This window comes from Streptosporangium sp. DT93, assembly GCF_049844535.1.
In the GTDB taxonomy this organism is placed as follows: domain Bacteria; phylum Actinomycetota; class Actinomycetes; order Streptosporangiales; family Streptosporangiaceae; genus Streptosporangium.
In genome coordinates this window covers 207,764-233,650 of the sequence record NZ_JBNCLF010000001.1, presented here as the reverse complement: position 1 = coordinate 233,650, position 25,887 = coordinate 207,764, and the positions used below count along the sequence as shown (strand labels likewise).

The window sequence follows — 25,887 nt, the reverse complement described above, 5'->3', positions numbered from 1 at the left end:
CCTCGGCCACAACCGGCGTAAGGATCGTGGAGGATGACGACGCGGCTTGATCTCTCGGTACGCAGGCACCGGAACGCCTCGGTGATCGCGGTCGCCGGTGAGCTGGACAAACTGTCCTGCCCCCGGCTTCAGGACGTGCTGGCGGGGCAACTGGACGGCGGGGCGTGTCATCTGGTCCTCGACGTCAGCGGCCTGAGGTTCTGCGACTCCACCGGCCTGTGGACGATGCTGGCCTTCCAGCGCCGCGCGGGCGCGTCGGGGGGTTCCCTGCGGCTGGCCGGCGCGTACGGGGTCCTGGAGAGGATCCTGACCGTCACGGGCCTGACGGCCGCGTTCCCCGTCGACCTGGACGTCTCCGCGTCGCTCCGGGCCGTGTCCTCGGCGAACGGGAACGCGAGGGCGGGGGACCCGGCGGGCGGGAACGCGGCGGGGGACCCGGCGCACGGGAACGCGGCGGGCAAGGGCACGGAGACCAGGGACACGGCGGACGGGGATACGTCGGGTTAGGGCAGACTTGTCGCCCGTGGGCCCACCCCCGGACCGGGCGGCGGGCCCGGCCGCCGGCCCGACCGGCCGCGCGGCCCGCCACCGAGGAAGGGCGTGTGAGTCGTGTCCGGTGAGGTGCCCGGGGTGAACGTCCCGGATGGGCGGGGACGTACCGGGCTGGACAGGGCGGGGCTGGACCTGACCGGCAACCCGCGGGTGCGGGTGCGGGAGGTGGAGTTGCTCTCCTCCAGCTGGTACGTGCTGCGCAGGACGACGTTCGACTACCGGCGCCGGGACGGCGGCTGGAGCACCGAGCACAGGGAGACCTACGACCGGGGCAACGGCGCGACGGTCCTGCTCTACGACGCCGAGCGGGCGACCGTCCTGCTGACCAGGCAGTTCCGCTATCCGGTGTACGTGAACGGCCACCCGGACGGGCTGCTGGTCGAGACGGCGGCGGGCCTGCTCGACGACGACGACCCCGAGACGGCGATCCGCAGGGAGGCCGCAGAGGAGACCGGCTACGACATCGGGGAGGTGGAGCGCGTCTTCGACGTCTACATGAGCCCGGGGTCGGTGACCGAGCGCATCCACTTCTTCGCCGCCCCGTACCGGGCGGATCGGAGGATCTCCGACGGCGGCGGGCTCGCCGACGACGGCGAGGACATCGAGGTGATGGAGCTGCCCTTCGCCAAGGCGCTGGACATGATCTCCTCGGGGGAGATCGCCGACGCCAAGACCATCATGCTGCTCCAGTGGGCGGTGCTGTCCGGCCCGTTCTCCGGCCGCGACAGGTGAGAGCGCGGTTCTCCGGCCTGGACGGGTGAGAGAGCGGTTCTCCGATCTGGACGGGTGAGAGCGCGGTTCTCCGGCGGGGCGGGTGAGCGCTCCGTCGTCCGGCCGGGGGGGGGGCGGGCGTTCCTCCCGAGCCGAGGGTTCTTCCCGGACAGGACATTCTTCCCGGACCGCGCGTTCTTCCCGGACCGGGCGGTGGGCAATACCCTGCACGGCATGACCGAAGTGGAGTTGCGGGAGTGGCGGCCCGACGACGTGCCGGTCGTGCTCGGCGCGTTCGCCTCCCCGGACATGGCCGAACAGGCGGCCCGGCCCGTCGACACCCCCCGGGCGGCGCTGGAGTGGATCGGGGTGTGGGGGTTCCGTGACGACGCGCAGGCGTTCGCCGTGGTCTCAGGCGGCGAGGTCGTGGGGAACGTGGCGGTGAGCGGCATCGACGCGTACGACATCGGCTGGGTGTCCTACTGGACGCTCCCGCACGCCAGGGGTCGCGGTGTGGCCGTGGCGGCCACCCGGAAACTGACCGAGTGGGCGTTCCGGGAACGCGGGCTGTTCCGCCTGGAGCTGGGGCACCGGATCGGCAACACGGCGTCCTGCGCGGTGGCCACCCGGGCCGGGTTCCTGCCCGAGGGGGTCGAGCGGGCCAAGCTGCTTCACGAGGGCGTCCGCTACGACGTGGAACGGCACGCCCGGCTCGCCACCGACTGAACCGCCCCGCCCGGCCGCCGGCCGGATCCCACCGCCGGCCGGCCGGAACCGATGGCCGGTCGGGCCGGCTCAGGGCACTCAGGGCTCAGAGGAGTCAGAGGGCTCTGAGACCGTCGAGGAGGTCGCGGAGCAGGTACTCGCGGGAGATCTCGGACGAGGCCGCCGACGACGGCACGGTGATCAGGCCGCTCTCGCGCAGGTCGCCGAGGAGCACCTTGAGCACCCCGACGGCCAGGCCGGTCCGCCCGGCCAGTTCCACGACCGGGAGCGGCGCGGGGCAGGCGTCCAGGATCGACACGTACTCGGAGGGCAGGTTCCGGCGCGGGACGCCGGTCGCCATCACCGGGGTCAGCAGGCCGAAGGGGGTCCCCGAGGACCTGGTGCGGCCCCGGGTCATCGTGTAGGGGCGCACGACCGGGCCCGCCTCCCCGTCGAACCGCCGCCCGCCCGTCACGGGTTCCCCGGCGCGCTGTGCCGCCCGCCCCGGGAGGCGCCGGCTCCCACGGCGCCCCGCTCGGCGCGGGTGCCTCCGGCGACGGCGCCCGGCTCGGTGGAGGGGGCAGGGGTCGCCACCAGGTCCTTCGGGAGCAGCACGATCGCCGTGGTGCCTCCGAAGGGGGAGGGGCGCAGGAAGACGCGGATGCCGTGCCGGGAGGCGAGCCGGGCCACGACGAACAGGCCGAGCCGCTCGCTGTCGGCCAGGTCGAACTCGGGGGCGTCGGCCAGCAGCGCGTTGAGGTGGGACCTCCGCTCGGGGGAGAGGCCCAGCCCCCGGTCCTCCACCTCGATCGCGTACCCCTTGGCGACCACCTCGCCGTGCACGCGCACGCGGGTGTGCGGGGGAGAGAACAGGGCGGCGTTCTCCACCAGCTCGGCGAGCAGGTGGATCACGTCGGTGACCACCGCGCCGGTCACCGAGGGCCCGTAGGGGACCTCGATCGTCACGCGCGGGTAGTCCTCGATCTCCTCGGTCGCCGCGCGGACCACGTCGTGGACCGTGACCGGCGCGTGCCACCCGCGGCCGGGAGCGGCACCGGACAGGATGATCAGCCCTTCGGAGTGGCGGCGCATCCGGGTGGTCAGGTGGTCGAGGCCGAACAGGTCCTCCAGGGTCTCGGGGTCGCCGGCCCGCCGCTGCATCGTCTCCAGCATGGCGAGCTGCCGGTAGAGCAGGGACTGGCTGCGCCGGGCGAGGTTCACGAACACCGCGTTGACGCCCTTGCGCAGCCGGGCCTGGTCGGCGGCGGCCTCGACGGCGGTCCGCTGGACCGAGGAGAACGCGTCGGCCACCCCGGCGACCTCGACGGTGCTGCCGACGTCGAGCGCGGGCACCTCGGAGCAGACGTCCTCGCCGCGGCGGAGCCTGCGGACCACGTCCGGCAGCCGCTCGTCGGCCAGGTCGAGGGCGGCCCTCTGGAGACCGGCGAGCTCGCGGCTCAGCCGCCGGCCGAACCGGATCGAGACGAAGACGGAGAGGGCGACGGCCAGCAGGCCGAGCCCGCCGGCCACGCCGATCCGGATCAGGGCCTGCCGGGCGAGCGGCACGGCCCGCTCGCCGATGCGGGCGCCGACCTGCCCGGCGCGCCGGTCGAAGTCGTCGGAGAGCCCGGTGGCGACCGCGACCCAGGAGGGGGCCGGCGTGCCGGAGGCGACCACGGCGTTCTCGATCCGCTCGAACGAGACGTAGGCGGGCGAGTCGCGCAGGGAGGCGTACACGGGGCGGAACTCGGCGTCGAACCGCTCGGACCCCAGCGAGTAGAGCAGCCTCCGGCCGGTGACCAGCTCGCCGAACCTGGCGTGCTCGGCCGGGGTCAGGGCCCCCTCGGGTGCCGCCCCGGCCAGCAGCGCGGCCTGCCGGCTGAGCATCTCGCGGCTCCGCCCGACCATGACGAGGGCCCGCGCCTGGTCGGTCAGCTCGGTGTCGCCGGGTATCCGGACCTTCTCGTAGGCGTCGAACGCGACCATGACGATCTCGCCGTAGGAGTCCAGGACCCGCAGCCGCGTCTCGGTGCGGGCGTCGACCCCGCCGCGGATCCTGGCGATCCGGTCCAGCGCGGTGACGAACCTGTTCAGGCGCTCCCGGGTGCCGGGGGTCAGGTCCGGCCCGGTCCTGGCGACCAGCCGCTCCAGCTCGGACCTGGCACGGTCGGTCCGTACCCGCTGGGCCTCCAGTCCGGTACGCGCGACGCCGAGGTCTCCCAGCACGGAGAGCGAGAGCAGGCGCTCGTGCTGGAGCGCGGTGGTCACCGCCCTGATGGGCAGGACGACGTACCGGTAACCGTCACGGATCGCGAACAGCTCCCGGCCTCCCTGAACGGTCAGGGTCGCTGCGAACGCCCATACCGCCACAAGGGACACGATCGGCACAAGAAGCAGGGCAAAGATTTTTACCCCGATCGTGTACTTTCGGCCAGCCATAATCCCTCGCACTATTGTGCTGCGCGGTTAACGGTGGCGAAACCCTAGCAACATGGATCACTTACCAACAGCCATGCACATGATTCCCTTTGACAGGATTTATCGCGCCTTGTCGGTGCGGAACCATCGCTCCTTCGGGTACGTCTCTTCTTGAGGAGGGAGGCACCGATGCAAAGGATCGCGGATCTGATCGGAGCCGAGGCCGAGCGGGCGGGACGGGCGGCGCTGGCGCGCGGTGGCGAGCTGGCGGGGGCGGGTGCGGTCCAGCTGGTCCGCTTCAACCCGACCCTGGTGACCGCCGAGGTCGACGACGACGCCGCGTGCGTGGAGTTCCGCATCGTCGACGAGACCCTGCGGCGGTACTGCAGCTGCCCCGAGGGGCGGGACGGCGTCTTCTGCGCGCACTGCGTGGCGACGGCTCAGTCGGTCAGGATGAGGACGGACAGGAAGGACTCCCCGGGCGCGTCGTCGGCCACCGCGTCGGAGAGCACGGTCCGGACGGCCTCGTAGGCGGGCCGGTCCGCCGCCCTGAGCGCCGACGGCTCCGTCCAGACCAGCAGGTGCTCGCCCGGCGGCAGCCACGACAGGTCGGTCAGCACGTCGTAGAGCGCGTCGAGGTTGTGCCCGAAATGGTCGGGGAGGTCGAGGACCTCGGCGATCGCGTTCATCGCCTCGGCGGAGGTGGTGATCTTCAGGCCGTCGAGACGGTGCACCGTGACGGTGTCCGTCATGGTGTCGGTCGCCGTGCCCTGGGCGGCACCGGTCCCGGTCTCCGGCGTGGCGCCGGACACGGCCTCCGCCTCGCTCGCCGGGCCGTGGCGGAACGTTCCCCTGGCCATCCGCGTCACCCGAGCCCGTCGCCGGGCCGCGGGCTCGTCCTGTTCCTGGGATATCTCACCTGGCCGAACTACCCGTCCCCGCCGCTCGAAAAACCGTGGACGGCCCATCCGGGGGTCACGGGCGCGATGAGGTTGTCTGGTTGTCAGACAATATGCCTACAATCGGCCCATGAGAACCGCCGTGATCGCAGCCGCCGTGCTCTGGGGGACCGCGGGGACCGCGGGCGCCCTCGTCGCCGGGGTCGACCCCGTCTCCCTGGCCGCCGCCCGCCTGGTGATCGGCGGCCTGGTGCTGGCGGCCGTCACCGCCCCGGCCCTGCGATCGGTCCTCGCCCCCGGCAGCCCCCTCCGCGTCCCCCCTCTCCGTGCCGGCCCCGTCCCGGACGCGGCCCCCCTGCGGTTCTTCCGGTTCCCGGCCCGTCCGGGCCCCCTCGTGGCGGCGGCGGTGGCCGTGGCCGCGTACCAGCTCTGCTTCTTCGCCGCGGTCGGCAGGACCGGGGTGGCGGTCGGCACGGTGGTCGCCATCGGCAGCGGCCCGGTCTTCACCGGCCTGCTGTCCTGGCTCCTCGACGGGGTGCGGCCCGGCCGCCGCTGGGCCGGGGCGACCGCGGTGGCGATCACCGGCTGCGCCGTGCTCACCGGCGGGGGCGGCGGGCAGGTGCGCGCCGACGGCGTCCTGCTCGCCCTGCTCGGCGGCCTGCTGTACGCCTTCTACGCGGTCGGCGCGGCGCGGGCGATCGGCGCCGGGGCGCCCTCGGACGCGGTGATGGGGCTGATGTTCGGCGGCGCCGGGCTCGTCATGCTCCCGGTCCTGCTGTGGACCGGCACCGGCTGGCTCGCCGAGCCGCGCGGCCTGCTCGTCGCCCTCTACCTGGGCTGCGCCACCACCGCCCTGGCCTATCTCCTCTACGGCAGGGGCCTGCGCACCACCCCGGTCGCCACCGCGGCCACCCTCGCGCTGGCCGAACCGGCGGTGGCGGCCCTGCTCGGCGTGCTGGTGCTCGGCGAGCGGCTCACGCCCGCGTCGGTCGCCGGGCTGCTGCTGCTCGGGATCAGCCTCGCCGCGGTCGCCCCGCCGGAGAGGGAGACGGCCGGGGGCGGCGGGCGCGGGGCAATAGGGTCGTCGGCGTGACCCTGCCGCTGCGTCCCGTCTCCGCCGTCGGCGCGCTCGCCGACGCCCTGCGCCGGCGGGTGCTTTCCGGCGAGATCGCCCCCGGCACCCCCCTGCCCGAGCAGGAGCTCTCGGCCCTGTACGGGGTGGCCCGCCCGACCGTCAGGGAGGCGCTCGCCGTGCTCGTGCACGAGGGGCTGCTGCGGCGCGAGCGGCACCGCAGCGCCCAGGTGGCCGAGGTGAGCGTGACCGACCTGGACGACCTGATGTTCGTCCGGCGCCCCCTGGAGGACCTGGTGGCCGTCACGCTGGCCGGGCGGCGGGTGGCCGAGGCGGACGCGGCACTGGCCCGCATGGCGGCCCTGCCCGCCGACGCCCCCTGGTCGGAGGCGGTGGCCGAGCACATGGCCCTGCACCAGGCGCTGGTGGTCGCGGTGGGCAGCCCGCGGCTGGAGCGGCTCTACGGCGTGCTCGCCGCCGAGACCAGGCTCGGCCTGGTGCGGCTGCGCGAGGTCTACACCGACCGGCACGTGCTGGTCGCCGAGCACCGGAGCCTGCTCGACGCGATCGGCCGGGGCCCCCGGGAGGCCGCGAGAAGGGCGGTCGCCGCGCATCTCGACCATCACTGGGGTGATGGATAGCCATCGATGTGCATGGCTCTATTGCACGCGGCGCCCGGGAGTCGTCACAATCGCGCCCATGCACGGCAACTCAGTGCCGGACTCCTACGTGTACGTCACCGAAGAAGGCGTGACCCGCCACCACGAGGACGGCAGCGTCGACGCCCTCGCGTGGGAGGACGTCGTCGAGGTGCGCGTGACGGGGGAGCCGGGCTCGGACGCGGATATCCTCTACATCCTCCTCGACCGCCAGGGCCAGGGGTGCGTGGTCCCCGGCTCGGCGATCGACGCGACCTTCCTCGCCCGCCTTCGCTACCTTCCGGACTTCGACCTCGACCGGCTCGGCGCGGCGGTGGAGTCCGTGCGCGAGGACCACGTCGTGGTCTGGCGCAGCCCCGAGCCGCCGTCGGCCCTGCCGGATTTTGAATACGACTAATCTAGAATTAGCTGCATTAAGTGCCTGTCAAACGTACACGTTTGGATCGTTCCGTCAAGATGCTCTCTTCGCTGCTCTTAGGCCGATAGTGGACAGGTGCCGCTATTCCCCTGCCCATTAGTGATCACTAGGATTTCCCTGGTATCTGAGCTTCTGGCGCATTAGAGATGCGGTTGACCACTGAAATTGTGATGCGCGGCGATTCGCATGGTCGCGTGGTCGCGTCGGGGCATCGTGGGCGAGGTGGCATGAGAGTGGAAACCGAGGAGCTCGCCCTCGGGCTTCTCAAGGGTCCGGCGCGGACCTCCTCCAGCATCTGGACGCGCTCCTACGTTCGTATCCTGCTCGCCGGGGACGTCACGTGCGCGGTGATCGCCTGCGAGGCCGTGCTGGGGGTCCGGCTCTGGCTCGGGGCGTACATCCCCGAGGCGGAGGCGCTGCTCGGGCTGGGGCTCGCCCTGGTCTGGCCGCTGGCCCTGGCGGCGGGCGGCGCGTACCGAAAGCGCACGCACGGCGAGGGCAGCGACGAGTTCCGCGCGGTCTTCAACGGTGCGGCGAGCCTGACGGCCGCCGTCGCGATCGGCGCCTACGTCACCCAGACGCCGATCGCCCGCAGCTTCGTCATGGCGATGTTCCCGCTGGCCTGCGTCCTGACCGTCGCCTTCCGCTACCGGATGCGCAAGCGGCTGCACCACAGGCGCGCGCGCGGCGACTACATGCGCCAGGTGGTCGCGGTCGGGCACCGGGAGTCCGTGCTCGACCTGGTCATCCAGCTGCGCAGGCAGCCGCACCACGGCATGACGGTCGTCGCCGCCTGCCTGCCCGCCGGCCCGGCCGCGTCCGGACTGACGGAGATCGACGGCATCCCCGTCCTCGGCGGCTTCTCCGACGTCGCCGGCGTGGTGGCCCGCGCCGACGCCGACGCCGTCGCCGTGCTGGCCTGCCCCGAGCTGGACGGCGCGGCGCTGCGCAGGCTGGCCTGGGGGCTGGAGGACGCCCGCACCGACCTGTTCGTGGCGCCGGCGCTCATGGACGTGGCGGGCCCGCGCATCAGCATCAGCCCGGTGGCGGGCATGCCGCTGCTGCACGTCGAGCACCCCGACTTCCGGGGGGCCAGGCGCCTGACCAAGAGCCTCTTCGACCGGTTCGCGGCGCTGCTGGCCCTGCTGCTCCTGGGCGTGCCCATGCTGGTCATCGCCGCGCTGATCCGCGCGACCAGCCCGGGACCCGCCCTGTTCCGGCAGGTCAGGGTGGGCAAGGGCGGGACGGAGTTCCAGGTGGTGAAGTTCCGCACGATGGTCGTCGACGCCGAGCGGCTCAAGACCGATCTGGAGCGTGACAACGAGGTCGACGCCGTCCTGTTCAAGATAAGGAACGATCCAAGAATCACCCGCGTGGGCGCCTTCCTGCGCCGCTACTCCCTCGATGAGCTGCCGCAACTGCTCAACGTGCTGCGCGGCGAGATGTCGCTCGTCGGCCCCCGCCCGCCGCTGCCCGACGAGGTCAGGCAGTACGGCGCGGACGTGCGCCGCCGCCTGGTCGTCAAGCCCGGCATGACCGGCCTGTGGCAGGTGAGCGGCCGCTCGGACCTGACCTGGGAGGAGTCGGTCCGGCTGGACCTGCGCTACGTGGAGAACTGGTCGCTCTTCCTGGACCTGCAGATCCTCTGGAAGACCTGGAGCGCCGTGACCGGCGGGGAAGGGGCGTACTAGTGAAGGCGCTCGTGCTCGCCGGGGGATCGGGCACCCGGCTGCGGCCGATCACCCACACCTCGGCCAAGCAGCTCGTGCCCGTGGCCAACAAGCCGGTGCTGTTCTACGGCCTTGAGGCCATCGCCGCCGCGGGCGTCCGCGAGGCCGGGGTCGTGGTGGGCGACACCTACGCCGAGATCGAGGCGGCCGTCGGCGACGGCAGCGCGTTCGGGCTGGAGGTGACCTACATCCGCCAGGCCGCGCCGCTGGGCCTGGCCCACGCGGTGCTCGTCGCCCGCGACTACCTCGGCGACGACGACTTCGTCATGTACCTGGGGGACAACTTCATCGTCGGCGGCGTCAGCGACCTGGTCGGGCGGTTCGCCCGCGAGCGGCCCGCCGCCCACATCATGCTCACCCGCGTCGGCGACCCCCGGCAGTTCGGGATCGCCGAGCTGGACGCGGCCGGCCGGGTGGTCGGCCTGGAGGAGAAGCCCGAGTTCCCCAAGAGCGACCTCGCACTGGTCGGCGTCTACCTGTTCACCGCCGCGATCCACGAGGCGGTGGCCGAGCTCAAGCCCTCCTGGCGGGGGGAACTGGAGATCACCGACGCCGTCCAGTGGCTGATCGCCGCCGGCCGCAGGGTCGACTCCACCGTCATCTCCGGCTACTGGAAGGACACCGGGAACGTCACCGACATGCTGGAGGTCAACCGGCTGGTCCTGGAGTCCCTGGAGCCGAGGGTGGACGGCCTGGTGGACGGCGCCAGCGAGCTGATCGGCCGGGTGGTCGTCGAGGCGGGCGCGAGAGTGGAGCGGTCCCGCATCGTCGGGCCCGCGGTCATCGGCTCCGGCGCGAGCGTCCTGGACAGCTACGTCGGCCCCTTCACCTCGATCGGGGCGGACTGCGCGGTCAGCGGCAGCGAGATCGAGTACTCCATCGTCCTGCCCAGGGCGTCGATCGCGGGCGTCTCGCGGATCGAGGCCTCCCTCATCGGCCACGACGTCGAGGTCACCCCCGCCCCCGCCACGCCCCGGGCCCACCGCCTGGTGCTGGGCGACCACAGCAAGGTCCAGATCAGCTCGTGACGACATCCGGCGGGACACGCGGGGCGACCCGCCCGAGAACACGCGGGGCCGCGCCCCGGGACGAGAGGGCATGTTCATGACCACCTGCAGGCTGTGCGGCTCGACGAGCCTGGCCAGCGTCGTCGACCTCGGCGCCACGCCGCCGTGCGAGCGCTTCCTCACCCGGGCGCAGCTGGAGGAGCCCGAGGTCACCTACCCGCTGCACCTGCGGGTCTGCACCGGCTGCCGGCTCGCGCAGATCCCGCCGCTGATCACCCCCGAGGAGACCTTCACCGAGTACGCCTACTTCTCCTCGTACTCGACCTCGTGGGTGGAGCACGCGCGGACCTTCGTGCTCGGGGCGGTGGAACGGCTCGGGCTGGGGTCCGGCTCGTTCGTGGTGGAGGTGGCCAGCAACGACGGCTACCTGCTGCGGCACGTCGCGGACCAGGGCATCCGCTGCCTGGGCGTCGAGCCGTCGGAGAACGTCGGCCGGGCGGCGCGGGAGGCGGGGGTGCCCACGTGGACGGCGTTCCTCGACCCCGGGACCGGCGCCTCGGTGCGCGCCGAGCACGGCCCGGCCGACCTGGTGGTGGCCAACAACGTCTACGCCCACGTGCCGGACGTGATCGGCTTCACCCGGGGGCTGCGCGCGCTCGTCGCCGACGACGGCTGGGTCTCGATCGAGGTGCAGTACCTGCCGACGCTGATGGAGGGCAACCAGTACGACACGATCTACCACGAGCACTTCCAGTACTACACCGTCGACTCGGCGCGCGCCGCCCTGGCCTCCGGCGGGCTCCGCCTGGTGGACGTCGAGCGGCTGCCCACCCACGGCGGGTCGATCCGGCTGTGGGCCAGGCCCGAGGAGACGGCCGGGGAGCCCGGGGAGCGGGTCGCGGCGCTGCTCGCCGAGGAGAAGGCCGCGGGCCTGCACGAGCTGTCCGGGTACGCCGAGTTCGGCGAGCGGGTCGCCCGGGTGCGGCGCGACCTGCTGGGCTTCCTCCTCGACGCGGCCCGGCAGGGGAAGACGGTCGCCGGCTACGGCGCGCCCGGCAAGGGCAACACCCTGCTCAACCACTGCGGGATCCGGCCCGACCTGCTGCCCTTCACCGTGGACCGCAACCCGTACAAGCACGGCAGGTTCACGCCCGGGACGCGCGTCCCGATCCTGCCACCCGAGCGCCTGGCCGAGGAGCGGCCCGACTACGTGCTGGTCCTGCCGTGGAACCTGCGCGAGGAGCTCGTCGACCAGCTTTCCTACGTGCACGCCTGGGGTGGCCGGCTGGTCTTCCCCATTCCCGAACTGGAGATCGTCGAGGTGAACCCGTGAAGGTCGTCCTCTTCTGCGGCGGATACGGCAGCAGGATGCGCACCGGCACCGCCGGCGACGTCCCCAAGCCCATGCAGCTCGTCGGGCCCAGGCCGCTCATCTGGCATGTGATGCGCTACTACGCGCACTTCGGGCACACCGAGTTCGTCCTCTGCCTGGGCTACGGCGCCGACCACATCAAGGAGTTCTTCCTGAACTACCGGGAGACGACGTCCAACGACTTCGTGCTCCGCGGCGGCAGGGTCGAGCTGCTGTCCACCGACATCTCCGAGTGGTCGATCTCGTTCGTGCAGACCGGGATCACCTCGCCGATCGGCGAGCGGCTGCGCCGGGTCCGCGACCACCTGGACGGCGAGGAGATGTTCCTGGCCAACTACGCCGACGTGCTCACCGACGCGCCGCTGCCGGAGATCGTCGACCGGTTCGCCGCGTCCGGCGCCGCCGCGTCGATGATGGTGGTGCCGCCCGCGGACACCTTCCACTGCATCGAGCTGGGGGAACGCGGCGCGGTCGGCGGCATCACCCCGGTCAGCGAGATGCCGCTGTGGGTCAACGGCGGCTACTTCGTGCTCCGGCAGGAGATCTTCGACCACATCCCGCCCGGCGGCGACCTGGTCGGCGACGGCTGCGCCGAGCTGGCCAAGCGCGGCAGGCTGCTGGCCTACCCGCACCGCGGCTACTGGCGGCCGACCGACACGGCCAGGGAGCGGGTCGCCCTGGACGAGGCGTACTCGCGCGGCGAGCGCCCCTGGGCGCTGTGGGAACGCGGGCCCGCGGCGGTGACGACCTCGTGATCGGTTTCCGGCCGGCCCGTACGGGCCGGATCGCGCTGCTGGCCGCGCACTGCGACGACCTGGCGATCGGGGCGGGCGGCACCCTGCTCACCCTGTGCTCGGCACGCCCCGGCACGCGGGTGGACGCCCTGGTGCTGTCCGGCGGCGGGACCGGGCGCGAGGACGAGGAACGCGCGGCGCTGGCCGACTTCTGCCCCGGCGCCGACCTGCGGCTGACCGTGCTCAAGCTTCCCGACGGGCGGCTGCCCGCGTACTGGGAGGAGGCCAAGACGGCGGTGGAGGAGCTGCGTGCCCGCACCGACCCCGACCTGGTGTTCGCGCCGCACCGCGGCGACGCCCACCAGGACCACCGCGGCCTGGCGGAGCTGGTGCCCACCGCCTTCCGCGACCACCAGGTGCTCGGCTACGAGATCGTCAAGTGGGACGGCGATCTCGGCAGGCCCGGCGCCTACCAGCCGCTCACGCCCGAGGTCGCCGAGGCCAAGGCGGAGCTGCTGGAGCGGCACTACCCCTCCCAGCACGGCCGGCCCTGGTACGACCGCGAGGCGTTCCTGGGGCTGGCCCGCGTGCGCGGCGTCGAGTGCCGCGCACGCCACGCCGAGGCGTTCCACATCGGCAAACTGACCTTCGACCTGGCTGGAGGGTGAATCCCATGCGCGTGCTGCTGACCGGGCACCAGGGGTATCTGGGGAGCGTGATGGCCCCGGTGCTCGCCGCCGGTGGCCACGAGGTGACCGGGCTGGACTCGGGGCTCTTCGCCGGGTGCGTGCTGGGCCCCGCGCCCGGCGACCCGCCCGGGCACGCCGCCGACCTGCGGGACGTCACCCCGGACATGCTGGAGGGGATGGACGCGGTGGTGCACCTGGCCGCGCTGTCCAACGACCCGCTGGGCGCGCTGGCGCCCGAGCTGACGTACGACATCAACCACCGCGCCGCGGTGCGCCTGGCCCGGCTGGCCCGCGACGCGGGCGTGCGCCGGTTCCTGTACGCCTCCACCTGCTCGGTCTACGGCGCCTCCGGCGAGGACCTGGTCGACGAGGACGCGCCGCTGCGGCCGGTCACCCCGTACGCGGACTCCAAGGTGCGGGTCGAGGACGACCTGCTGGAGCTGGCCGACGACGACTTCAGCCCGGTGTTCCTGCGCAACGCCACCGCCTTCGGGTTCTCGCCCCGGCTGCGCGCGGACATCGTGCTGAACAACCTCGTCGGGCACGCGCTGCTGTCCGGGCAGGTCAAGGTGCTCTCCGACGGCACCCCGTGGCGTCCCCTGGTGCACGCCGCCGACATCGCCGACGCCTTCGCCCTGGCGCTGACCGCGCCGCGCGAGACCGTGCACGCCAGGGCGTTCAACGTCGGCGACGAGGAGAACAACCTGACCGTCGCCCAGATCGCCGCCGAGGTCGCCGAAGCCGTGCCCGGCGCGGAGGTCGTGATCACCGGTGAGACCGGGGCCGACCCACGCTCCTACCGGGTCGACTTCTCGCGGCTGCGGGCCGCGATGCCGGACTACCGGACCCGGTGGACGGTCAAGGCGGGCGCGGTCGAGCTGGCGGAGGCCTACCGGAGGTGCGGCCTGACCGGGGAGGACTTCCGGGAGCGCTTCACCCGGCTGGCGCATCTGGCGGCCCGGCGCGAGGCCGGGACCGTCGACGACGCGCTGCGCCCGCGCCGGGTGAACGGCGACGCGGCCTCCCGCGACGGCGACGCGATCTCCCGGGGTGGTAGCCGGTGACGGCGGGCGCGGACGGTGCGGACGAGGGGCGTGAGATGCACGCCCTGGTGGAGCGGCTCTACCCGATCTGCCGCAGCATCACCGGCGACGGCGTGCGCCGCACCCTGGAGATCGTCTCCGAGTCCCTGCCGCTGCGGGTCCGCGAGGTGCCCACGGGCACCCAGGTCCTCGACTGGACCGTGCCCAGGGAGTGGAACGTCCGCGACGCCTACGTCAAGGACGCCTCCGGCACCCGGGTCGTCGACTTCGCCGCGTCGAACCTGCACCTGGTCGGCTACAGCGTCCCGGTGTCGGCGACCATGACCCTGGACGAGCTGCGCGGGCACCTGCACACGCTGCCCGGGCAGCCCGGCCTGGTCCCGTACCGGACGAGCTACTACGCGGAGACGTGGGGCTTCTGCCTGACCCACGACACGCTGGAGGGCCTGCCCGACGGACCGTACGAGGTCATGGTCGACTCCACGCTCGCCGACGGCCACCTGACCTACGGCGAGCACGTGGTGCCCGGCCGGGTCGCCGACGAGGTGCTCGTCTCCTGCCACGTGTGCCACCCCTCGCTGGCCAACGACAACCTGGCGGGGATCGCCGTGGCCGCCGGGCTCGCGCGACGGCTCGCCGGGACCGACCCGTGGTACACCTACCGCTTCCTGTTCGCGCCGGGCACCATCGGCGCGATCACCTGGCTGGCGCGCAACCGCGAGCGCCTCCCGCGCGTCCGGCACGGCCTCGTGCTGGCCTGCGCCGGGGACCGCGGCCCGCTGACGTACAAGCGCAGCAGGCGGGGTGAGGCCGTGATCGACCGGGCCGTGCGGCACGTCCTGCGCACCTCGGGGCGCGAGCACCGGGTCGTGGACTTCTCCCCGTACGGCTACGACGAGCGGCAGTTCTGCTCGCCCGGCTTCGACCTGCCGGTCGGCTCGCTCACCCGGACCCCGTATGCCGGATACCCGGAATATCACACCTCGGGGGACAATCCGGGCTTCGTGTCGCCCGAGGCGATGGCGGACACCCTGGAGACCTGCTGGGAGGTCACCCGGGTGCTGGAGGGCGACCGCCGCTACCTCAACCTCAGCCCGTACGGCGAGCCGCAGCTCGGCAGGCGCGGCCTGTACGGATCGCTGGGCGGGCGCAGCGACGCCCAGGCGGCGCAGATGGCGATGCTGTGGGTGCTGAACCTCTCCGACGGGGAGCACGGCCTGCTGGACATCGCCGAACGCGCGGGCCTTCCCTTCGGCGCGGTGGCCGAGGCGGCCCGCGCCCTGTACGAGTCGGGACTTCTCAAGGAGTGTTCAGCATGACGGGGTTGCGGGTCGTGGCGGACGTACCGTCGACCGGGACGCTCGGTCTCCGGGTCGGCGAGACGGTGGAGGTGCTCGGCGAGGCCGAGATCCTGGCCACCCTGGACGAGCGGGGGGAGCTGGACGGGCTTCCCTTCATGCCGGAGATGCTGGCCTGGTGCGGGCGGCGGCTCACCGTGCACAAGGTGGCGCACAAGCTCTGCGACACGATCAGTGGCAGCGGCATGCGCCGGATGGAGCGGGCCGTCCACCTCACCGGGGCCCGCTGCGACGGCGCGGCGCACGGCGGCTGCCAGACGGCCTGCCAGTTCTACTGGAAGGAGGCCTGGCTCAGGCGGGCGACCCCGCAGGCCTCGTCCTCCCGGGCCACCTCCGGCGGCACGGCCACGAACGGCACGGTCACGAACGGCACGGTCACGAACGGCGGGGCCTCCAACGGTGGAGCCTCCGACGGCGGCGTCTCCGACGGCACGGTCACGAACGGTGCGGTCTCCGGTGGCGTTGTCACGAACGGTGCGGTCTCCGGTGGTGCGGTCTTCAACGGTGGCCGGGTCGCTCCCGGTGCCCTGGTGGCGCCCGGCGCGCGGGACACCCCCGCCACGGGACGCGACATCGCCGCGGGCCGGACCCTGCTGCCGATCCTGAGCTCCGCCACCCGCAAGGAGCCAGGACCGGACGGCGAGGAGCGCTTCTCCTGCCAGGCCACCGAGCTGCTCCGCGCCGCGCCCGCCTGCCTGCCGCTCAAGGACGTCGGGCAGTACGTCGCCGACGTGCGCACCGGGAACGTGGGCGTGTCCTGGATGCTGCGCTCCCTCCTGGTCGGGCTGTTCAACCGCTACCAGCAGGCCGCCAGGCGCCTCCTGCCGAGGTGGCTGTGGATCAGGGGCGGGATGCGCTGGGGGTTCGTCAGGGGCGAGGCCGGGGCGAAGACCCCCACGCGGACCCTGGACCTGCGGCCGGGCGAGCTCGTCCGGGTCAGGCCCAAGGAGGAGATCCTCAAGACGCTCAACGACGACCTGCTCAACCGCGGCATGGGGTTCGAGGAGGAGATGTCGCGCTACTGCGGGCACGTGGCCCGGGTCAGCGCCCGGATCGAGCGGTGCCTGGACGAGAAGACCGGCCGGATGCTGCGGATGAAGAACCCCTGCATCGTCCTGGAGGGCGTCGTCTGCGCGGGCGCGTACAACGTGAGCTGCCCGCGTGAGTTCGTGCCGTTCTGGCGGGAGATCTGGCTCGAACGCGTCGCGGAAGGCGCCGAGGAACGTGTCGCGGAAGGCGCCGGGGAAGGCGCCGGGCGGCGCGTCGAGGGACGCGGCTGAGCGCTCCCCCCGCGAGACGCTCACCCCACGGACGGCGGAAGGCACGGATGGACCAGCGGCAGACACAGGACGCCGGCGCGCACGACACCGGCGCGCCCGGCTCCTCAGGCGCGTCCGGGGGTGGGCACGGCCCCCCCGACGCGTCCTCGGCGGGCGCGTCCACCGCCGGCGAGCACGGCCCCTCCGCCGGTGAGCAGGTGGGGGCGATCGGCGCCAAGGCCGGGCGCGGGCTGCGCTGGAGCCTGCTGGGCAACGTGGGCACCAAGGCGACCACGTTCGTCATGGGACTGGTGCTCGCCCGGCTCCTCGCACCCGAGGACTTCGGCCTCTACGCCATCGCGCTCGCCGCGACCACCTTCGTCATGCACGTCAACGACGTCGGCATCATCGCCGCCACCGTGCAGTGGCGCGGCAGGGTCGAGGACATGGCGCCGACGGCGACGGTCATGGCCATCGCGTTCAGCACGGCGATCTACGGCGTCTTCTGGGTGGTGGCTCCGTACTTCGCCGAGCTGGCGGGCAGCGCGGAGGCCACGCCCGTGGTGCGGCTGCTCACCGCGATCATCCTCATCGACGGTGTCACCGCCGTGCGGGCGGGCTCGCTGATGCGCGGGTTCGGCCACGACAGGCTGACCAAGGCCAACATCGCGGGCTCGCTCGTCAACGCCGGGGTGGCGGTCACCCTGGCCGCGAACGGCGCGGGCGCGTACAGCTTCGCCGCCGGGCAGGTCGCGGCCAACACGGTCACCGGCGCGCTGGTGTTCGCCTGGGCCGGGCTGCCGTTCCGGCTCGGCTTCGACCGGGAGGTCGCGGCCAGGCTGCTGCGGTTCGGCGCGCCGCTGGCCCTGGGCCTCGGCATCGAGGCGGTGCTGATGAACGCCGACTACGTCATCGTCGGCGCCGTGCTCGGCCCGGTCGCGCTCGGCTTCTACCTGCTGGCGTTCAACGTCTCCAGCTGGGTGCCCAGTGTGATCGGGACCGCGCTGCGCTACGTCACCGTGCCCAGCTTCTCCCGGCTGGCCGAGCAGCGGCCGGAGGCGCTCTCCCTGGGCGTGCAGCGGTCGGTGCCCCTGCTGGTCGCCGCCGTGCTGCCGGTCGCGGTGGTGACGGCCACGCTGGCGCCGGAGATCGTGGCGTTCCTGTACGGCCCGACGTGGGCGCCCGCCGCGGGGGTGCTGGCGCTGCTGGCGGTCCTGATGGTCGTGCGGATGCTCACGTCCCTGGCCTTCGACGTCCTCACCTCGGCGGGCGCCACCCGGGCCACGGTGTGGATGAACCTGGCCTGGGCCGCGGCGCTGGTGCCCGCCCTGTGGGCGGGGACGCACTGGTACGGGGTGCGCGGCGCCGCGATCGGGCACGCGCTGGCCGGGCTGCTGGTGGCCCTGCCGGTGGCGGCGCTGGTGCTGAGCCGCGCGGGGGTGCGCCTGGCGCCGGTCCCGGCCACGCTGGTACGCCCGCTGCTGGGCGCCGCGCTCGCGGCGGCGGTCACGGTGACGCTCGCCGACGCGGTCACGGGTATCGCCGGGATCGCGGCGACCGGGGGAGCCGGGGGCGGGATGGGCGCGGGCGCCGCGCTGCTGCGGCTCTGCCTGGCCGGGGGCGGGGGGCTGCTCGCCTACGTCCTCGTCGTCGTTCCCGCGGCACGGCTGCGCGCGCTCGGGCCGCTCCTGCGGCTCAGCCGGCCGGGGCGGCCGGGGCGGCCCGGATGACCCGGCCGGCTCGAGAGAACCTAGCGACCCTGGCGGCCCGGAAGACCCGGAAGGCCCGGACGCCCCGGACGAACGGATGGAGAGGAGAGGACCGGATGCCGAACTCCGACACGCTGGTGTCCATCGTGCTTCCCGTACGCAACGGGGCCGGCCGGATCGAGGGCGCGGTCCGCTCGGTGCTCGCCCAGGACCACGAGCGCGTCCAGCTCGTGATCTCCGACAACGCGTCCACGGACGGCACCGAGGAGATCTGCCGCGACCTGGCCGCCGGCGACCGCAGGATCGTCTACCGCAGGCACCCGGAGAACGTGGGCCTGTTCGAGAACTTCGTCGGCACGGTCGCGCTGACCGACGGGGCGTTCTTCCGCTGGGTCGGCGACGACGACCGGCTGGAACCCTCGTGCGTCTCCCGGTCGCTGCGGGCGTTCGCCGAGGACGAGCGGCTCGTCCTGGTGACCACGCAGGTCGCCTACACCGGACCCGACGGGACCGTCGCCACCGCCCCCCTCGACCGCCCCGGGCTGGGCTCGGACGACCCGGTCGAGCGCTTCACCGCGATGCTGGGGCTGCTCAACGAGAGCCACCTGCTCGTCGACCCGCTGTACGGCCTGCTGCGGCGCGACCCGCTGGCCGGGATCCCCCGGCGGAACATGCTCCGCGAGGACGAGGTGTTCGCGGCGAAGCTGGCGCTGGCCGGGCCGTGGGGGCACGTCCCGGAGGTCCTGGCCCACCGCAACTGGAAGCACGACCCGCTCACCGCGATCGCCCGCCGACTGGACGTCCCGCCCTGGCGGGCCCGCTGCTCCACCGTCCTGCAGTGCGCCGAGCTGCTCGGGTGGCTGCGGGACAGCGACCTCGACGCGCGGCGCCGCCGCCGCGCCCGCGCGGCCGTCCTGGCCATGTACGCGCGCCGCCACCGGCTGACCGCGGCCCGCCGGGGGCGCAGGCTCGCCTCGGCCGCGTCCGGTCTCCTCGGCGCCGGGCGGTGAGGGACCTCCCCGAGCCGCGTGTCCCGTGACCGACCAGCGATCCGACCGAACCCAGCGAGGAGAACCACCGTGACCACCGTTTTCTCCAACAGCGGAGTGGACGACGAGACCCGCAGGGAGCTGCTCTACGGCGGGCAGGTCTTCGTCTACCCGGCGACGCCCGCCTCCGGCCTGCTGGCCGCCTTCGCCCGGGAACTGGTCGCCGAGGCGTTCGGCGGCCGGGACCCGGAGACCGCCCAGTTCGACATGCCGGTCGAGGAGTTCGCCGAGCTGCTCGCGTCGCTCAAGCCCCGGTTCATCCACCACCCCCGGTGCAAGGAGCTGCTGCCCGCGCTGCTGGAGGAGCTGGGCTGCGACCTGGAGCGGACCTACTTCGACGTGCCCAGGCTGCGCACCTCCACCTCGAACGACTACCTGACCTCGGGCATCTCCTACGCCTTCCACCCGCACCGCGACTGCTGGTACTCGGCCCCGTTCAACCAGGTCAACTGGTGGATCCCGGTCTACGCGGTGGTCCCGGAGAACGTGATGGCCTTCCACCCCCAGTACTTCGGCGCCCCGGTGCGCAACGGCAGCGCGCGCTACGACTACGCCGAGTGGAACCGGACCAGCAGGGCCACCGCCGCCCGGCACGTGCGCGGCGACACCAGGGAGCAGCCCCGGCCCGAGGAGGAGGTGACGCTCGACCCGCAGGTCCGGGTGGTGCCGGAACCCGGCGGGGTGATGGTCTTCTCCGGCGCCCAGCTGCACTCCACGGTGCCCAACACCTCGGGCAGGACCCGCTTCAGCATCGACTTCCGCACCGTGCACATCGACGACGTGCGCGCCCGGCGCGGCGCGCGCAACGTGGACGCGGCCTGCACCGGCACCACCCTGCGCGACTTCGTCCGCTGCGCCGACCTCGACCCCATGCCGGAGGAGCTGGCCCTGGAGTACGAGGCGGAGGCCCTGGCCAGGTCCGGGGCGGGCCCCGAGCGGGTCCCGAGCAGGTCCTGAACCAGGCCGGGCCAGGCTCGCGACCGGTCCCCCGCGGGTCCCGGCCGGCCTCCGAGCAGGCCACGAGCCGGTTCCGAATCCGTTCCGAACCGGGCCCGAGCAGATCCGAGCAGATCCGGGCAGGCGGCGGATCCCGGCCGTCACCGGCCCGATGTGATCCCCGTGACGCCACAGTGACAAGGAGTTCGCGTGCCGCGACCAACACCCATCGTGTCCCGGGCGCCCGGGACACCCGGGAGAGCGGGGACGTAGTGGAGTTCTGGAAGACCCTCCTCGCCCTCGCCAGGAGGAGGCGCGTCGGGTTCCCGCTGCTGGGCCTGGCGCTCCTCGCCGGCGCGGTCACCTTCGCGCTGGTGCCCGTACGCCACGTGTCGAGCACGTCCATGGTGCTGACCACGCCCCCGGCGGGCGGGACACTGGACCCGGTCAAGCCGCAGGGGCGCAGCAACCCGCTGCTGCAGTTCAGCGACGGGCTGCGGACCACGGCCGGCATCCTCATCCTGGCCATGAACACCAAGGCGGTCATGGCGGAGCTCGGCGTGACCGAGGACGGTCCCACCGAGGTCACGATCAACGACGGCCGCAACGACCCCAGCATGATGGGCATCCTGACGAACGGCCCCTTCGTGTACGTCAAGGTCGAGAGCGGCTCCGCCGACACCGTCCAGACCGTCATGACCGGGGCCCAGGCCCGTCTCCGGGCCGAGCTGACCCGCAGGCAGCAGGTGCTCGGCGCCCCCAGCTCCACCTACATCGGGCTCGTCGAGGTGGTCCCGCCCGCCCCGCCGGAGGCGGACCGGACCGGCCCGGCGCGAGCGGCGGGCGGCGCGGCGTTCCTGGTCGTCATCCTCGGCCTCGGGGCCGCGTACGCCGTGGAGCGCCGCAGGGTGTTCCGGCGACGCGACGGCACCGACGGCACCGACGGCACCGACGGCGACGCGGGATCCGCGAGCACCGGCACGGTCCCGGCCGTCCCGGAGGACTCGGCGGCCCCCGAGAACCCGGAGAACCCGGAGAACCCGGAGAACCCGGAGAACCCGGAGAACCCGGAGAACCCGGAGGGCCTGCCGGACCCGGGCCGGACGACGGCGGCCAGGGACCCGGCGGTCCCCGGCAAGGCGATCCCTGGCAAGACCGTCCCCGATAAGGCCGTCGCCGGCGAGGTGGCATCTGCCAAGGCCGTCCCCGCCAAGGCCGTCCCCGCCAAGGCCGTCCCCGGCGAGGCGGCCCCGGGCGGGGCGGCGCGCCAGGACGGCGCGGCGCGACGCGGCGACGGCCGTGACGGCCGGGGACACGGCGGCGACGACGCCGGGCAGGACGGCCGGGACGACCAGGACCGGCCCATCGTGCTCTACCCCGCGGACCCGGCCGGCCGGGAGACGGACGGTCAGGAGAACGGAAGGGCCATGCGGCGGCGCAGGCGCAGGGCGGCGGCGCGGCGGGCGGACGGTACGAGGCACGGACGGCGCAGGCGGTAGACGAGCCGGTCACCGGCAGGGGAGCCCACGGCTCCCCGGCCCGGCGGCCCCCATCGGGCCGGAAAGGAGAACGCGTGGACTTCTGGGGAACGGTGCTCATCGTGGCACGGCGCTGGTACGTCGCCCTGCCGGCGTTCCTGCTCTCCCTGGGTGCCGCCGTCGGCGTCTACACGACGATCCCGACGCCCTACGTCTCGAACGCGGTGCTCGTCCTGACCATCCCGCCCAGCGGCGGGAGCCTGCCGAGCGATCCGGAGCGTCCCAACGGGCTGACCAACCCGCTGCTCAACTTCGACCAGGGCCTGAGCATGTCCGCCTCGATGCTCATCCAGGTGATCGGCACCCCCGAGTCCACGCGGGCGCTCGGCGTGCAGCCGGAGGGCGACACCACCTTCACGGTCACCAACGGCGGCACCAACCCCGAGGCGATGGACGGGGGGCCGTTCGTCTACATCGAGGGCAAGAGCATGTCACCGGACGGGGCGCGGGACATCGTGACGCGGGTCAGGGACCGGGCGAGGACGGAGCTGGCCGCCCGGCAGAGGGAGCTGAACGCGCCGCCGGCGACCTACATCGCGATGAGCGAGATGGTGCCGCCGACCGAGCCGATGCCCCAGCGCGGAGGCAAGTCGCGCGGGGCGGCCGCGGCCCTGCTGCTGGGAGTGCTCGCGAGCCTGGCCTCGGTGTTCTCCCTGGAGAGTTTCCTGGTCGCCCGCGCGCGCAGGCGCAACGCCCGGGGACCGATGCCGTCCGCGTCCGGCCGGCGGCCCGCCGAACCGTCGGCGCTGCGGCGGTGAGGGCCCCGTGACGACCCTGCCGCTTCCCACGTCCCTCGACCGTCCCGGCCTGCGCGCGGCCGACGGGGCCACCCTGGCCGCCGTGTTCGCGGTGGTCCTGATGCTCTCGCCCGCGCGGCTGGTCTTCCGCGGACTGCCGTTCTCGCTCACCCCGGCCGACGCGCTGGGCCTGTTCGCCGCGCTGTGGTGGTTCTGCGCGCACCTCACCGTCACGCTCGGCGCCGCCAAGGGCTCCAACCCCGTGCGCACCTCGCTGTTCCTGTACGGCGCCGCCATGCTGCTCACCTACGGGTACGCCAGCGCCGCCTACCTGCCGCCCGACGAGCTCGACATGGCCGACCACGCCATCGTCCTCGTCGTGGCGCTGGTGGGCATCGGGCTCGCCGCGTGCGACGGCGTCCGCGACCGGGAGCGGCTGGACTTCGTCCTGCGGTCCCTCGTGGTCGCCGGAGCGGCCGTCGGGGTCGTGGCGGCGCTGCAGTTCGTGTTCGAGTTCGACCTCACCAAGTACCTGGACTTCCCCGGTTTCCGGTTCACCGCCGAGCTCCCGGCGATCCTGGAGAGGAACACGCTGCGCCGCGTCGCCGCCACCACCGGGCATCCCATCGAGCTCGGCGTGGTCTGCGCGATGCTCATCCCTCTGGCGCTGCACTACGCGTTCGACGCCCGCGACCGGGGCGCCCCCTCGCTGCGGTGGTGGGTCTGCTGCGCGCTGATCGGCGCCGGGCTGATGTTCTCGGTGTCGAGGTCGGCGGTGCTGGGGCTCGCCGTGGTCGCCGCGGTGCTGATGACCGGGTGGCCGGCGCGCCGCCGGCTCTGGGCGCTGGCCGGCGGCGCCGGCTTCCTGGCGGTGACGAAGGTGGCCGTGCCCGGCCTGCTCAGCGTGTTCCTCGGCCTCTTCACCAGCCTGTCGAGCGATTCGAGCATCCAGTACCGGACCCACGACTACGCGGTGGCCGCCACCGAGATCGGCAACCATTTCTGGGTCGGCCGCGGGCTGGGCACCTGGTACGCGCCGAAGCACCTGATCTTCGACAACCAGTACATCCTCTCGCTGGTGGAGACCGGCGTGATCGGCCTGCTCGCCTTCGCGGCGATCTTCCTCGCCGGGATCCGGGCGGCGCTGCGCGTCCGCCACCTCAGTTCCGACCCCGGGGTACGGAACCTGGGACTGAGCCTGGCGGCCTGCCTGGTCGTCCCCCTCGTCGGGGCGGCCACGTTCGACCTGCGCTCGTTCGCGACCGTGGCCGGGCTGTCGTTCCTGATCATCGGCGTGACGGGCGCGCTGCTGCGGACCACCGGGCGGGCACGCTCACCCGACCCGGTCCCCGCCCTCGTACCGGCACCCCGGCCTGTGCCCGCTCGCGCCCCCGGAACCCACGGCGGACCGTCGGTCCCGGACGACGGAGGCGCCGGGGAGGAGGTCAGCCGGACAGCCGGTCGCGCAGATCCGCCCAGGAACCCGCCGACAGATCACGCTCACTGATCGCGGTGACCGGCAGCGGCCAGCGGATGCCGAGGTCGGGGTCGTCGTAGCGGACGGCGAGGTCCTCGGCCGGGTCGTGCTCCCGGTCGATCCGGTAGCAGACGTCCGCCTGATCGGTCAGTGCCTGATAGCCGTGCAACAAGCCAGGAGGAACGTAGAGATGAACGAACGCCTCATCGTCGAGGACGACCGACATCTGGCGGCCGAAGGTGGCCGAGTCCGGCCGGGCGTCGACGAGCACGTCGTGCACGGCGCCACGGGCGCACCGGACGAGCTTGGCCTCCCCCAGGCCTCCCCGCCCGTGCAGGGCGCGGACCGTCCCCCGGCGGGACCGCGACTGGCTGTCCTGGATGAAGGCGGCGGGCCGCAACCCGTGGGCGGCGGCGAGCTCGGCGTCGAAGGTGCGGGTGAAGAACCCGCGGTCGTCCCGGTACGGGGTGGGGACGAACAGCAGGACACCGTCGATCTCGGCGCGTTCGACTCTCATGGGCCCATCTTTGCCGTTCCCGGCGCCCTGGGCCATCGGCTGTCGGGCGGCGACTCCGTTCCCCGCACCCGGCAGAACGGCTCTTCCAAGCACGAATCTCCACAGAACGGTTCCCCGCAGAACGGCTCCTCCCTGCACGGTCCTTCGCACGAAGGCCCCTCACGGCACGGTTCCCCGCAGAACGGTTCCCCGCGGCACGTCCCTCTGCAGAACGGTTCCTCCCTGCACGGTCCTTCGCACGAAGGCCCCTCACGACGAGGTTCCCCGCAGAACGGCTCCTCCCTGCACGGTCCTTCGCACGAAGGCCCCTCACGGCGCGGTTCCCCGCAGAACGGATCCTCCATGACCGGACCGCCCGAACGGGACGACGAGGCGGGACGCGCGCGCGTCCGGGTCGGTGCCGTCGAGGTCATGGCGCTCAGCGAGGCGGACCTGCTGGACCGCGTGGCCGCCGGATGGCGGCGAGGAGAGGGCGGCGCGATCGTCACCGCGAACGTCGACATCGTCCGCGCCGCCACCCGTACCCCCGCGCTGGCCGCGCTGGTCGCCCGCTCCGAGATCGTCGTCGCCGACGGCATGCCGGTGGTCTGGGCGGCGAGGATCGCCGGCCTGACCCTTCCCGGACGGGTCACCGGTGCCTCGCTCGTCCACTCCCTGGCCGGGCGGGCCGCGCTGGAGAACCGCTCGATCTACCTGCTCGGCGGGGAGCCCGGCGTGCCCGAGGACGCCGCGCGGGTTCTGACCGAACGCCATCCCGGCCTGCGGGTGGCGGGCACCTGCTCGCCCTCCTTCGGGTTCGACAGGACGCCACGGGGGCTGCGGGAGGTGGTCGTCCGGGTGAGTGCCGAGAAGCCGGACCTCGTCATGGTCGGGCTCGGGTTCCCCAAGCAGGAGAGGGTCATCGAGGCCCTCCGGGCGGAGTGGCCGCACGCCTGGTATCTGGGCTGCGGGGCCGGCATCCCGATGGCGGCCGGGCGGTTCCGCCGGGCACCGGTGGCGTTCCAGCGGATGGGGGCCGAGTGGCTGTACCGGCTCGCGCTGGAACCACGCCGCCTGGCCCGCCGCTACCTGCGCGACGACGCGCCGTTCGCGCTCACCCTCCTCGCGGGCGCCCTGCGCGACCGCCTCACCTCCCGGAGCCGTCGATGACACCGGAACCCCGAAACGACACCGACGGGGCCGTTCCCAGGACACCGGAACTCCGGGAGAGCACCGTCGTTGCCAGGACACCGGAATCCCGGGAGGGCACGGGCACGACCGTTCCCGAGACACCGGAATCCGGAGCGGGCACCGGCACG

Annotated in this window: 26 protein-coding genes; 22 read left to right on the top strand and 4 right to left on the bottom strand. The window is 73.3% G+C overall.

What is annotated here, in order from left to right; genetic code table 11:
- Positions 1-33: 33 nt before the first annotated feature.
- The 3 genes from ACLQ2R_RS01115 to ACLQ2R_RS01105 all read left to right on the top strand — a co-directional run bounded on the left by ACLQ2R_RS01115 (position 34) and on the right by ACLQ2R_RS01105 (position 1,989).
- Complete coding sequence (locus ACLQ2R_RS01115; RefSeq protein ID WP_425957365.1) at positions 34-507, top strand: STAS domain-containing protein; 474 nt, start codon at positions 34-36, stop codon at positions 505-507.
- 123 nt (positions 508-630) lie between these two features.
- Entirely contained in the window at positions 631-1,284 is a 654-nt protein-coding gene (locus ACLQ2R_RS01110; protein ID WP_425957364.1) for an NUDIX domain-containing protein, read from the top strand.
- Positions 1,285-1,497: 213 nt separating this feature from the next.
- Positions 1,498-1,989, top strand: a complete 492-nt coding sequence (locus tag ACLQ2R_RS01105) for a GNAT family N-acetyltransferase (protein ID WP_425957363.1) — start codon at positions 1,498-1,500, stop codon at positions 1,987-1,989.
- A 94-nt stretch (positions 1,990-2,083) separates the two neighbouring features.
- Here the strand turns inward: ACLQ2R_RS01105 and ACLQ2R_RS01100 are convergent, their stop codons facing one another.
- Both ACLQ2R_RS01100 and ACLQ2R_RS01095 read right to left on the bottom strand, forming a co-directional pair.
- Positions 2,084-2,443, bottom strand: a complete 360-nt coding sequence (locus tag ACLQ2R_RS01100; protein WP_386239831.1) for a DUF742 domain-containing protein — start codon at positions 2,441-2,443, stop codon at positions 2,084-2,086.
- Entirely contained in the window at positions 2,440-4,347 is a 1,908-nt protein-coding gene (locus ACLQ2R_RS01095; RefSeq protein WP_425957362.1) for a sensor histidine kinase, read from the bottom strand. Before ACLQ2R_RS01095 ends, ACLQ2R_RS01100 begins: the two co-directional genes overlap by 4 nt.
- A gap of 228 nt (positions 4,348-4,575) precedes the next feature.
- Here ACLQ2R_RS01095 and ACLQ2R_RS01090 point away from each other — a divergent pair, with 228 nt between their 5' ends.
- Positions 4,576-4,917 (top strand): SWIM zinc finger family protein, encoded by a 342-nt coding sequence (locus ACLQ2R_RS01090; protein WP_425957361.1) that lies wholly within the window; start codon positions 4,576-4,578, stop codon positions 4,915-4,917.
- Here ACLQ2R_RS01090 and ACLQ2R_RS01085 read toward each other — a convergent pair.
- Entirely contained in the window at positions 4,827-5,246 is a 420-nt protein-coding gene (locus ACLQ2R_RS01085) for a barstar family protein (protein WP_425957360.1), read from the bottom strand. The two genes, ACLQ2R_RS01090 and ACLQ2R_RS01085, sit on opposite strands and share 91 nt — an antisense overlap.
- A gap of 169 nt (positions 5,247-5,415) precedes the next feature.
- On the opposite strand from ACLQ2R_RS01085, the gene ACLQ2R_RS01080 reads away from it, so the two are divergent.
- From ACLQ2R_RS01080 to ACLQ2R_RS01000, 17 genes are all read left to right on the top strand, one after another.
- Entirely contained in the window at positions 5,416-6,378 is a 963-nt protein-coding gene (locus ACLQ2R_RS01080) for a DMT family transporter (RefSeq protein ID WP_425957359.1), read from the top strand.
- The gene (locus ACLQ2R_RS01075) at positions 6,375-6,998 is read left to right on the top strand and encodes a GntR family transcriptional regulator (RefSeq protein ID WP_425957358.1); all 624 of its coding nucleotides are present in this window, start codon (positions 6,375-6,377) and stop codon (positions 6,996-6,998) included. Before ACLQ2R_RS01080 ends, ACLQ2R_RS01075 begins: the two co-directional genes overlap by 4 nt.
- A 58-nt stretch (positions 6,999-7,056) precedes the next feature.
- The gene (locus tag ACLQ2R_RS01070; protein ID WP_425957357.1) at positions 7,057-7,413 is read left to right on the top strand and encodes a hypothetical protein; all 357 of its coding nucleotides are present in this window, start codon (positions 7,057-7,059) and stop codon (positions 7,411-7,413) included.
- Positions 7,414-7,661: 248 nt separating this feature from the next.
- On the top strand, positions 7,662-9,125 hold the full coding sequence (locus ACLQ2R_RS01065; protein ID WP_425957356.1) for a sugar transferase: 1,464 nt from the start codon (positions 7,662-7,664) through the stop codon (positions 9,123-9,125).
- The gene (locus tag ACLQ2R_RS01060) at positions 9,125-10,192 is read left to right on the top strand and encodes a glucose-1-phosphate thymidylyltransferase (RefSeq protein ID WP_425957355.1); all 1,068 of its coding nucleotides are present in this window, start codon (positions 9,125-9,127) and stop codon (positions 10,190-10,192) included. Before ACLQ2R_RS01065 ends, ACLQ2R_RS01060 begins: the two co-directional genes overlap by 1 nt.
- 70 nt (positions 10,193-10,262) lie before the next feature.
- Positions 10,263-11,504 (top strand): class I SAM-dependent methyltransferase, encoded by a 1,242-nt coding sequence (locus tag ACLQ2R_RS01055; RefSeq protein ID WP_425957354.1) that lies wholly within the window; start codon positions 10,263-10,265, stop codon positions 11,502-11,504.
- On the top strand, positions 11,501-12,298 hold the full coding sequence (locus ACLQ2R_RS01050) for a sugar phosphate nucleotidyltransferase (protein WP_425957353.1): 798 nt from the start codon (positions 11,501-11,503) through the stop codon (positions 12,296-12,298). Before ACLQ2R_RS01055 ends, ACLQ2R_RS01050 begins: the two co-directional genes overlap by 4 nt.
- Complete coding sequence (locus ACLQ2R_RS01045; RefSeq protein WP_425957352.1) at positions 12,295-12,945, top strand: PIG-L deacetylase family protein; 651 nt, start codon at positions 12,295-12,297, stop codon at positions 12,943-12,945. Before ACLQ2R_RS01050 ends, ACLQ2R_RS01045 begins: the two co-directional genes overlap by 4 nt.
- Before the next feature lie 5 nt (positions 12,946-12,950).
- Positions 12,951-14,030 carry an NAD-dependent epimerase/dehydratase family protein gene (locus ACLQ2R_RS01040; RefSeq protein ID WP_425957351.1) on the top strand — a complete coding sequence of 360 codons (1,080 nt, stop codon included), beginning with the start codon at positions 12,951-12,953 and terminating at the stop codon, positions 14,028-14,030.
- A complete protein-coding gene (locus tag ACLQ2R_RS01035; RefSeq protein WP_425957350.1) occupies positions 14,027-15,328 on the top strand; it encodes a DUF4910 domain-containing protein in 1,302 nt (433 codons plus the stop codon). The genes ACLQ2R_RS01040 and ACLQ2R_RS01035 overlap by 4 nt, the downstream gene beginning before the upstream one ends.
- Entirely contained in the window at positions 15,325-16,647 is a 1,323-nt protein-coding gene (locus ACLQ2R_RS01030) for a hypothetical protein (RefSeq protein ID WP_425957349.1), read from the top strand. Before ACLQ2R_RS01035 ends, ACLQ2R_RS01030 begins: the two co-directional genes overlap by 4 nt.
- A 47-nt stretch (positions 16,648-16,694) precedes the next feature.
- A complete protein-coding gene (locus ACLQ2R_RS01025; RefSeq protein ID WP_425957348.1) occupies positions 16,695-18,356 on the top strand; it encodes a lipopolysaccharide biosynthesis protein in 1,662 nt (553 codons plus the stop codon).
- A gap of 95 nt (positions 18,357-18,451) precedes the next feature.
- Positions 18,452-19,345, top strand: coding sequence for a glycosyltransferase family 2 protein (locus ACLQ2R_RS01020; protein ID WP_425957347.1), 894 nt, complete (start codon positions 18,452-18,454; stop codon positions 19,343-19,345).
- A gap of 69 nt (positions 19,346-19,414) precedes the next feature.
- A complete protein-coding gene (locus tag ACLQ2R_RS01015) occupies positions 19,415-20,341 on the top strand; it encodes a hypothetical protein (RefSeq protein ID WP_425957346.1) in 927 nt (308 codons plus the stop codon).
- Positions 20,342-20,592: 251 nt separating this feature from the next.
- Positions 20,593-21,819, top strand: a complete 1,227-nt coding sequence (locus tag ACLQ2R_RS01010) for a hypothetical protein (RefSeq protein WP_425957345.1) — start codon at positions 20,593-20,595, stop codon at positions 21,817-21,819.
- A gap of 74 nt (positions 21,820-21,893) precedes the next feature.
- A complete protein-coding gene (locus ACLQ2R_RS01005) occupies positions 21,894-22,616 on the top strand; it encodes a hypothetical protein (RefSeq protein WP_425957344.1) in 723 nt (240 codons plus the stop codon).
- 7 nt (positions 22,617-22,623) lie between these two features.
- Complete coding sequence (locus ACLQ2R_RS01000) at positions 22,624-24,102, top strand: O-antigen ligase family protein (RefSeq protein ID WP_425957343.1); 1,479 nt, start codon at positions 22,624-22,626, stop codon at positions 24,100-24,102.
- Here the strand turns inward: ACLQ2R_RS01000 and ACLQ2R_RS00995 are convergent.
- On the bottom strand, positions 24,041-24,589 hold the full coding sequence (locus tag ACLQ2R_RS00995; protein WP_425957342.1) for a dTDP-4-dehydrorhamnose 3,5-epimerase family protein: 549 nt from the start codon (positions 24,587-24,589) through the stop codon (positions 24,041-24,043). The two genes, ACLQ2R_RS01000 and ACLQ2R_RS00995, sit on opposite strands and share 62 nt — an antisense overlap.
- Before the next feature lie 342 nt (positions 24,590-24,931).
- On the opposite strand from ACLQ2R_RS00995, the gene ACLQ2R_RS00990 reads away from it, so the two are divergent.
- A complete protein-coding gene (locus ACLQ2R_RS00990; protein ID WP_425957341.1) occupies positions 24,932-25,738 on the top strand; it encodes a WecB/TagA/CpsF family glycosyltransferase in 807 nt (268 codons plus the stop codon).
- Positions 25,739-25,887 lie beyond the last annotated feature (149 nt).

Bases quoted from the DNA above. Each gene is read 5' to 3' on its own strand.
- ACLQ2R_RS01115 (WP_425957365.1), top strand. From the start codon at position 34: ATGACGACGCGGCTTGATCTCTCGGTACGCAGGCACCGGAACGCCTCG.
- ACLQ2R_RS01105 (WP_425957363.1), top strand. From the start codon at position 1,498: ATGACCGAAGTGGAGTTGCGGGAGTGGCGGCCCGACGACGTGCCGGTC.
- ACLQ2R_RS01090 (WP_425957361.1), top strand. From the start codon at position 4,576: ATGCAAAGGATCGCGGATCTGATCGGAGCCGAGGCCGAGCGGGCGGGA.
- ACLQ2R_RS01085 (WP_425957360.1), bottom strand. From the start codon at position 5,246: ATGGCCAGGGGAACGTTCCGCCACGGCCCGGCGAGCGAGGCGGAGGCC.
- ACLQ2R_RS01080 (WP_425957359.1), top strand. From the start codon at position 5,416: ATGAGAACCGCCGTGATCGCAGCCGCCGTGCTCTGGGGGACCGCGGGG.
- ACLQ2R_RS01070 (WP_425957357.1), top strand. From the start codon at position 7,057: ATGCACGGCAACTCAGTGCCGGACTCCTACGTGTACGTCACCGAAGAA.
- ACLQ2R_RS01065 (WP_425957356.1), top strand. From the start codon at position 7,662: ATGAGAGTGGAAACCGAGGAGCTCGCCCTCGGGCTTCTCAAGGGTCCG.
- ACLQ2R_RS01055 (WP_425957354.1), top strand. From the start codon at position 10,263: ATGTTCATGACCACCTGCAGGCTGTGCGGCTCGACGAGCCTGGCCAGC.
- ACLQ2R_RS01040 (WP_425957351.1), top strand. From the start codon at position 12,951: ATGCGCGTGCTGCTGACCGGGCACCAGGGGTATCTGGGGAGCGTGATG.
- ACLQ2R_RS01030 (WP_425957349.1), top strand. From the start codon at position 15,325: ATGACGGGGTTGCGGGTCGTGGCGGACGTACCGTCGACCGGGACGCTC.
- ACLQ2R_RS01025 (WP_425957348.1), top strand. From the start codon at position 16,695: ATGGACCAGCGGCAGACACAGGACGCCGGCGCGCACGACACCGGCGCG.
- ACLQ2R_RS01020 (WP_425957347.1), top strand. From the start codon at position 18,452: ATGCCGAACTCCGACACGCTGGTGTCCATCGTGCTTCCCGTACGCAAC.
- ACLQ2R_RS00995 (WP_425957342.1), bottom strand. From the start codon at position 24,589: ATGAGAGTCGAACGCGCCGAGATCGACGGTGTCCTGCTGTTCGTCCCC.
- ACLQ2R_RS00990 (WP_425957341.1), top strand. From the start codon at position 24,932: ATGACCGGACCGCCCGAACGGGACGACGAGGCGGGACGCGCGCGCGTC.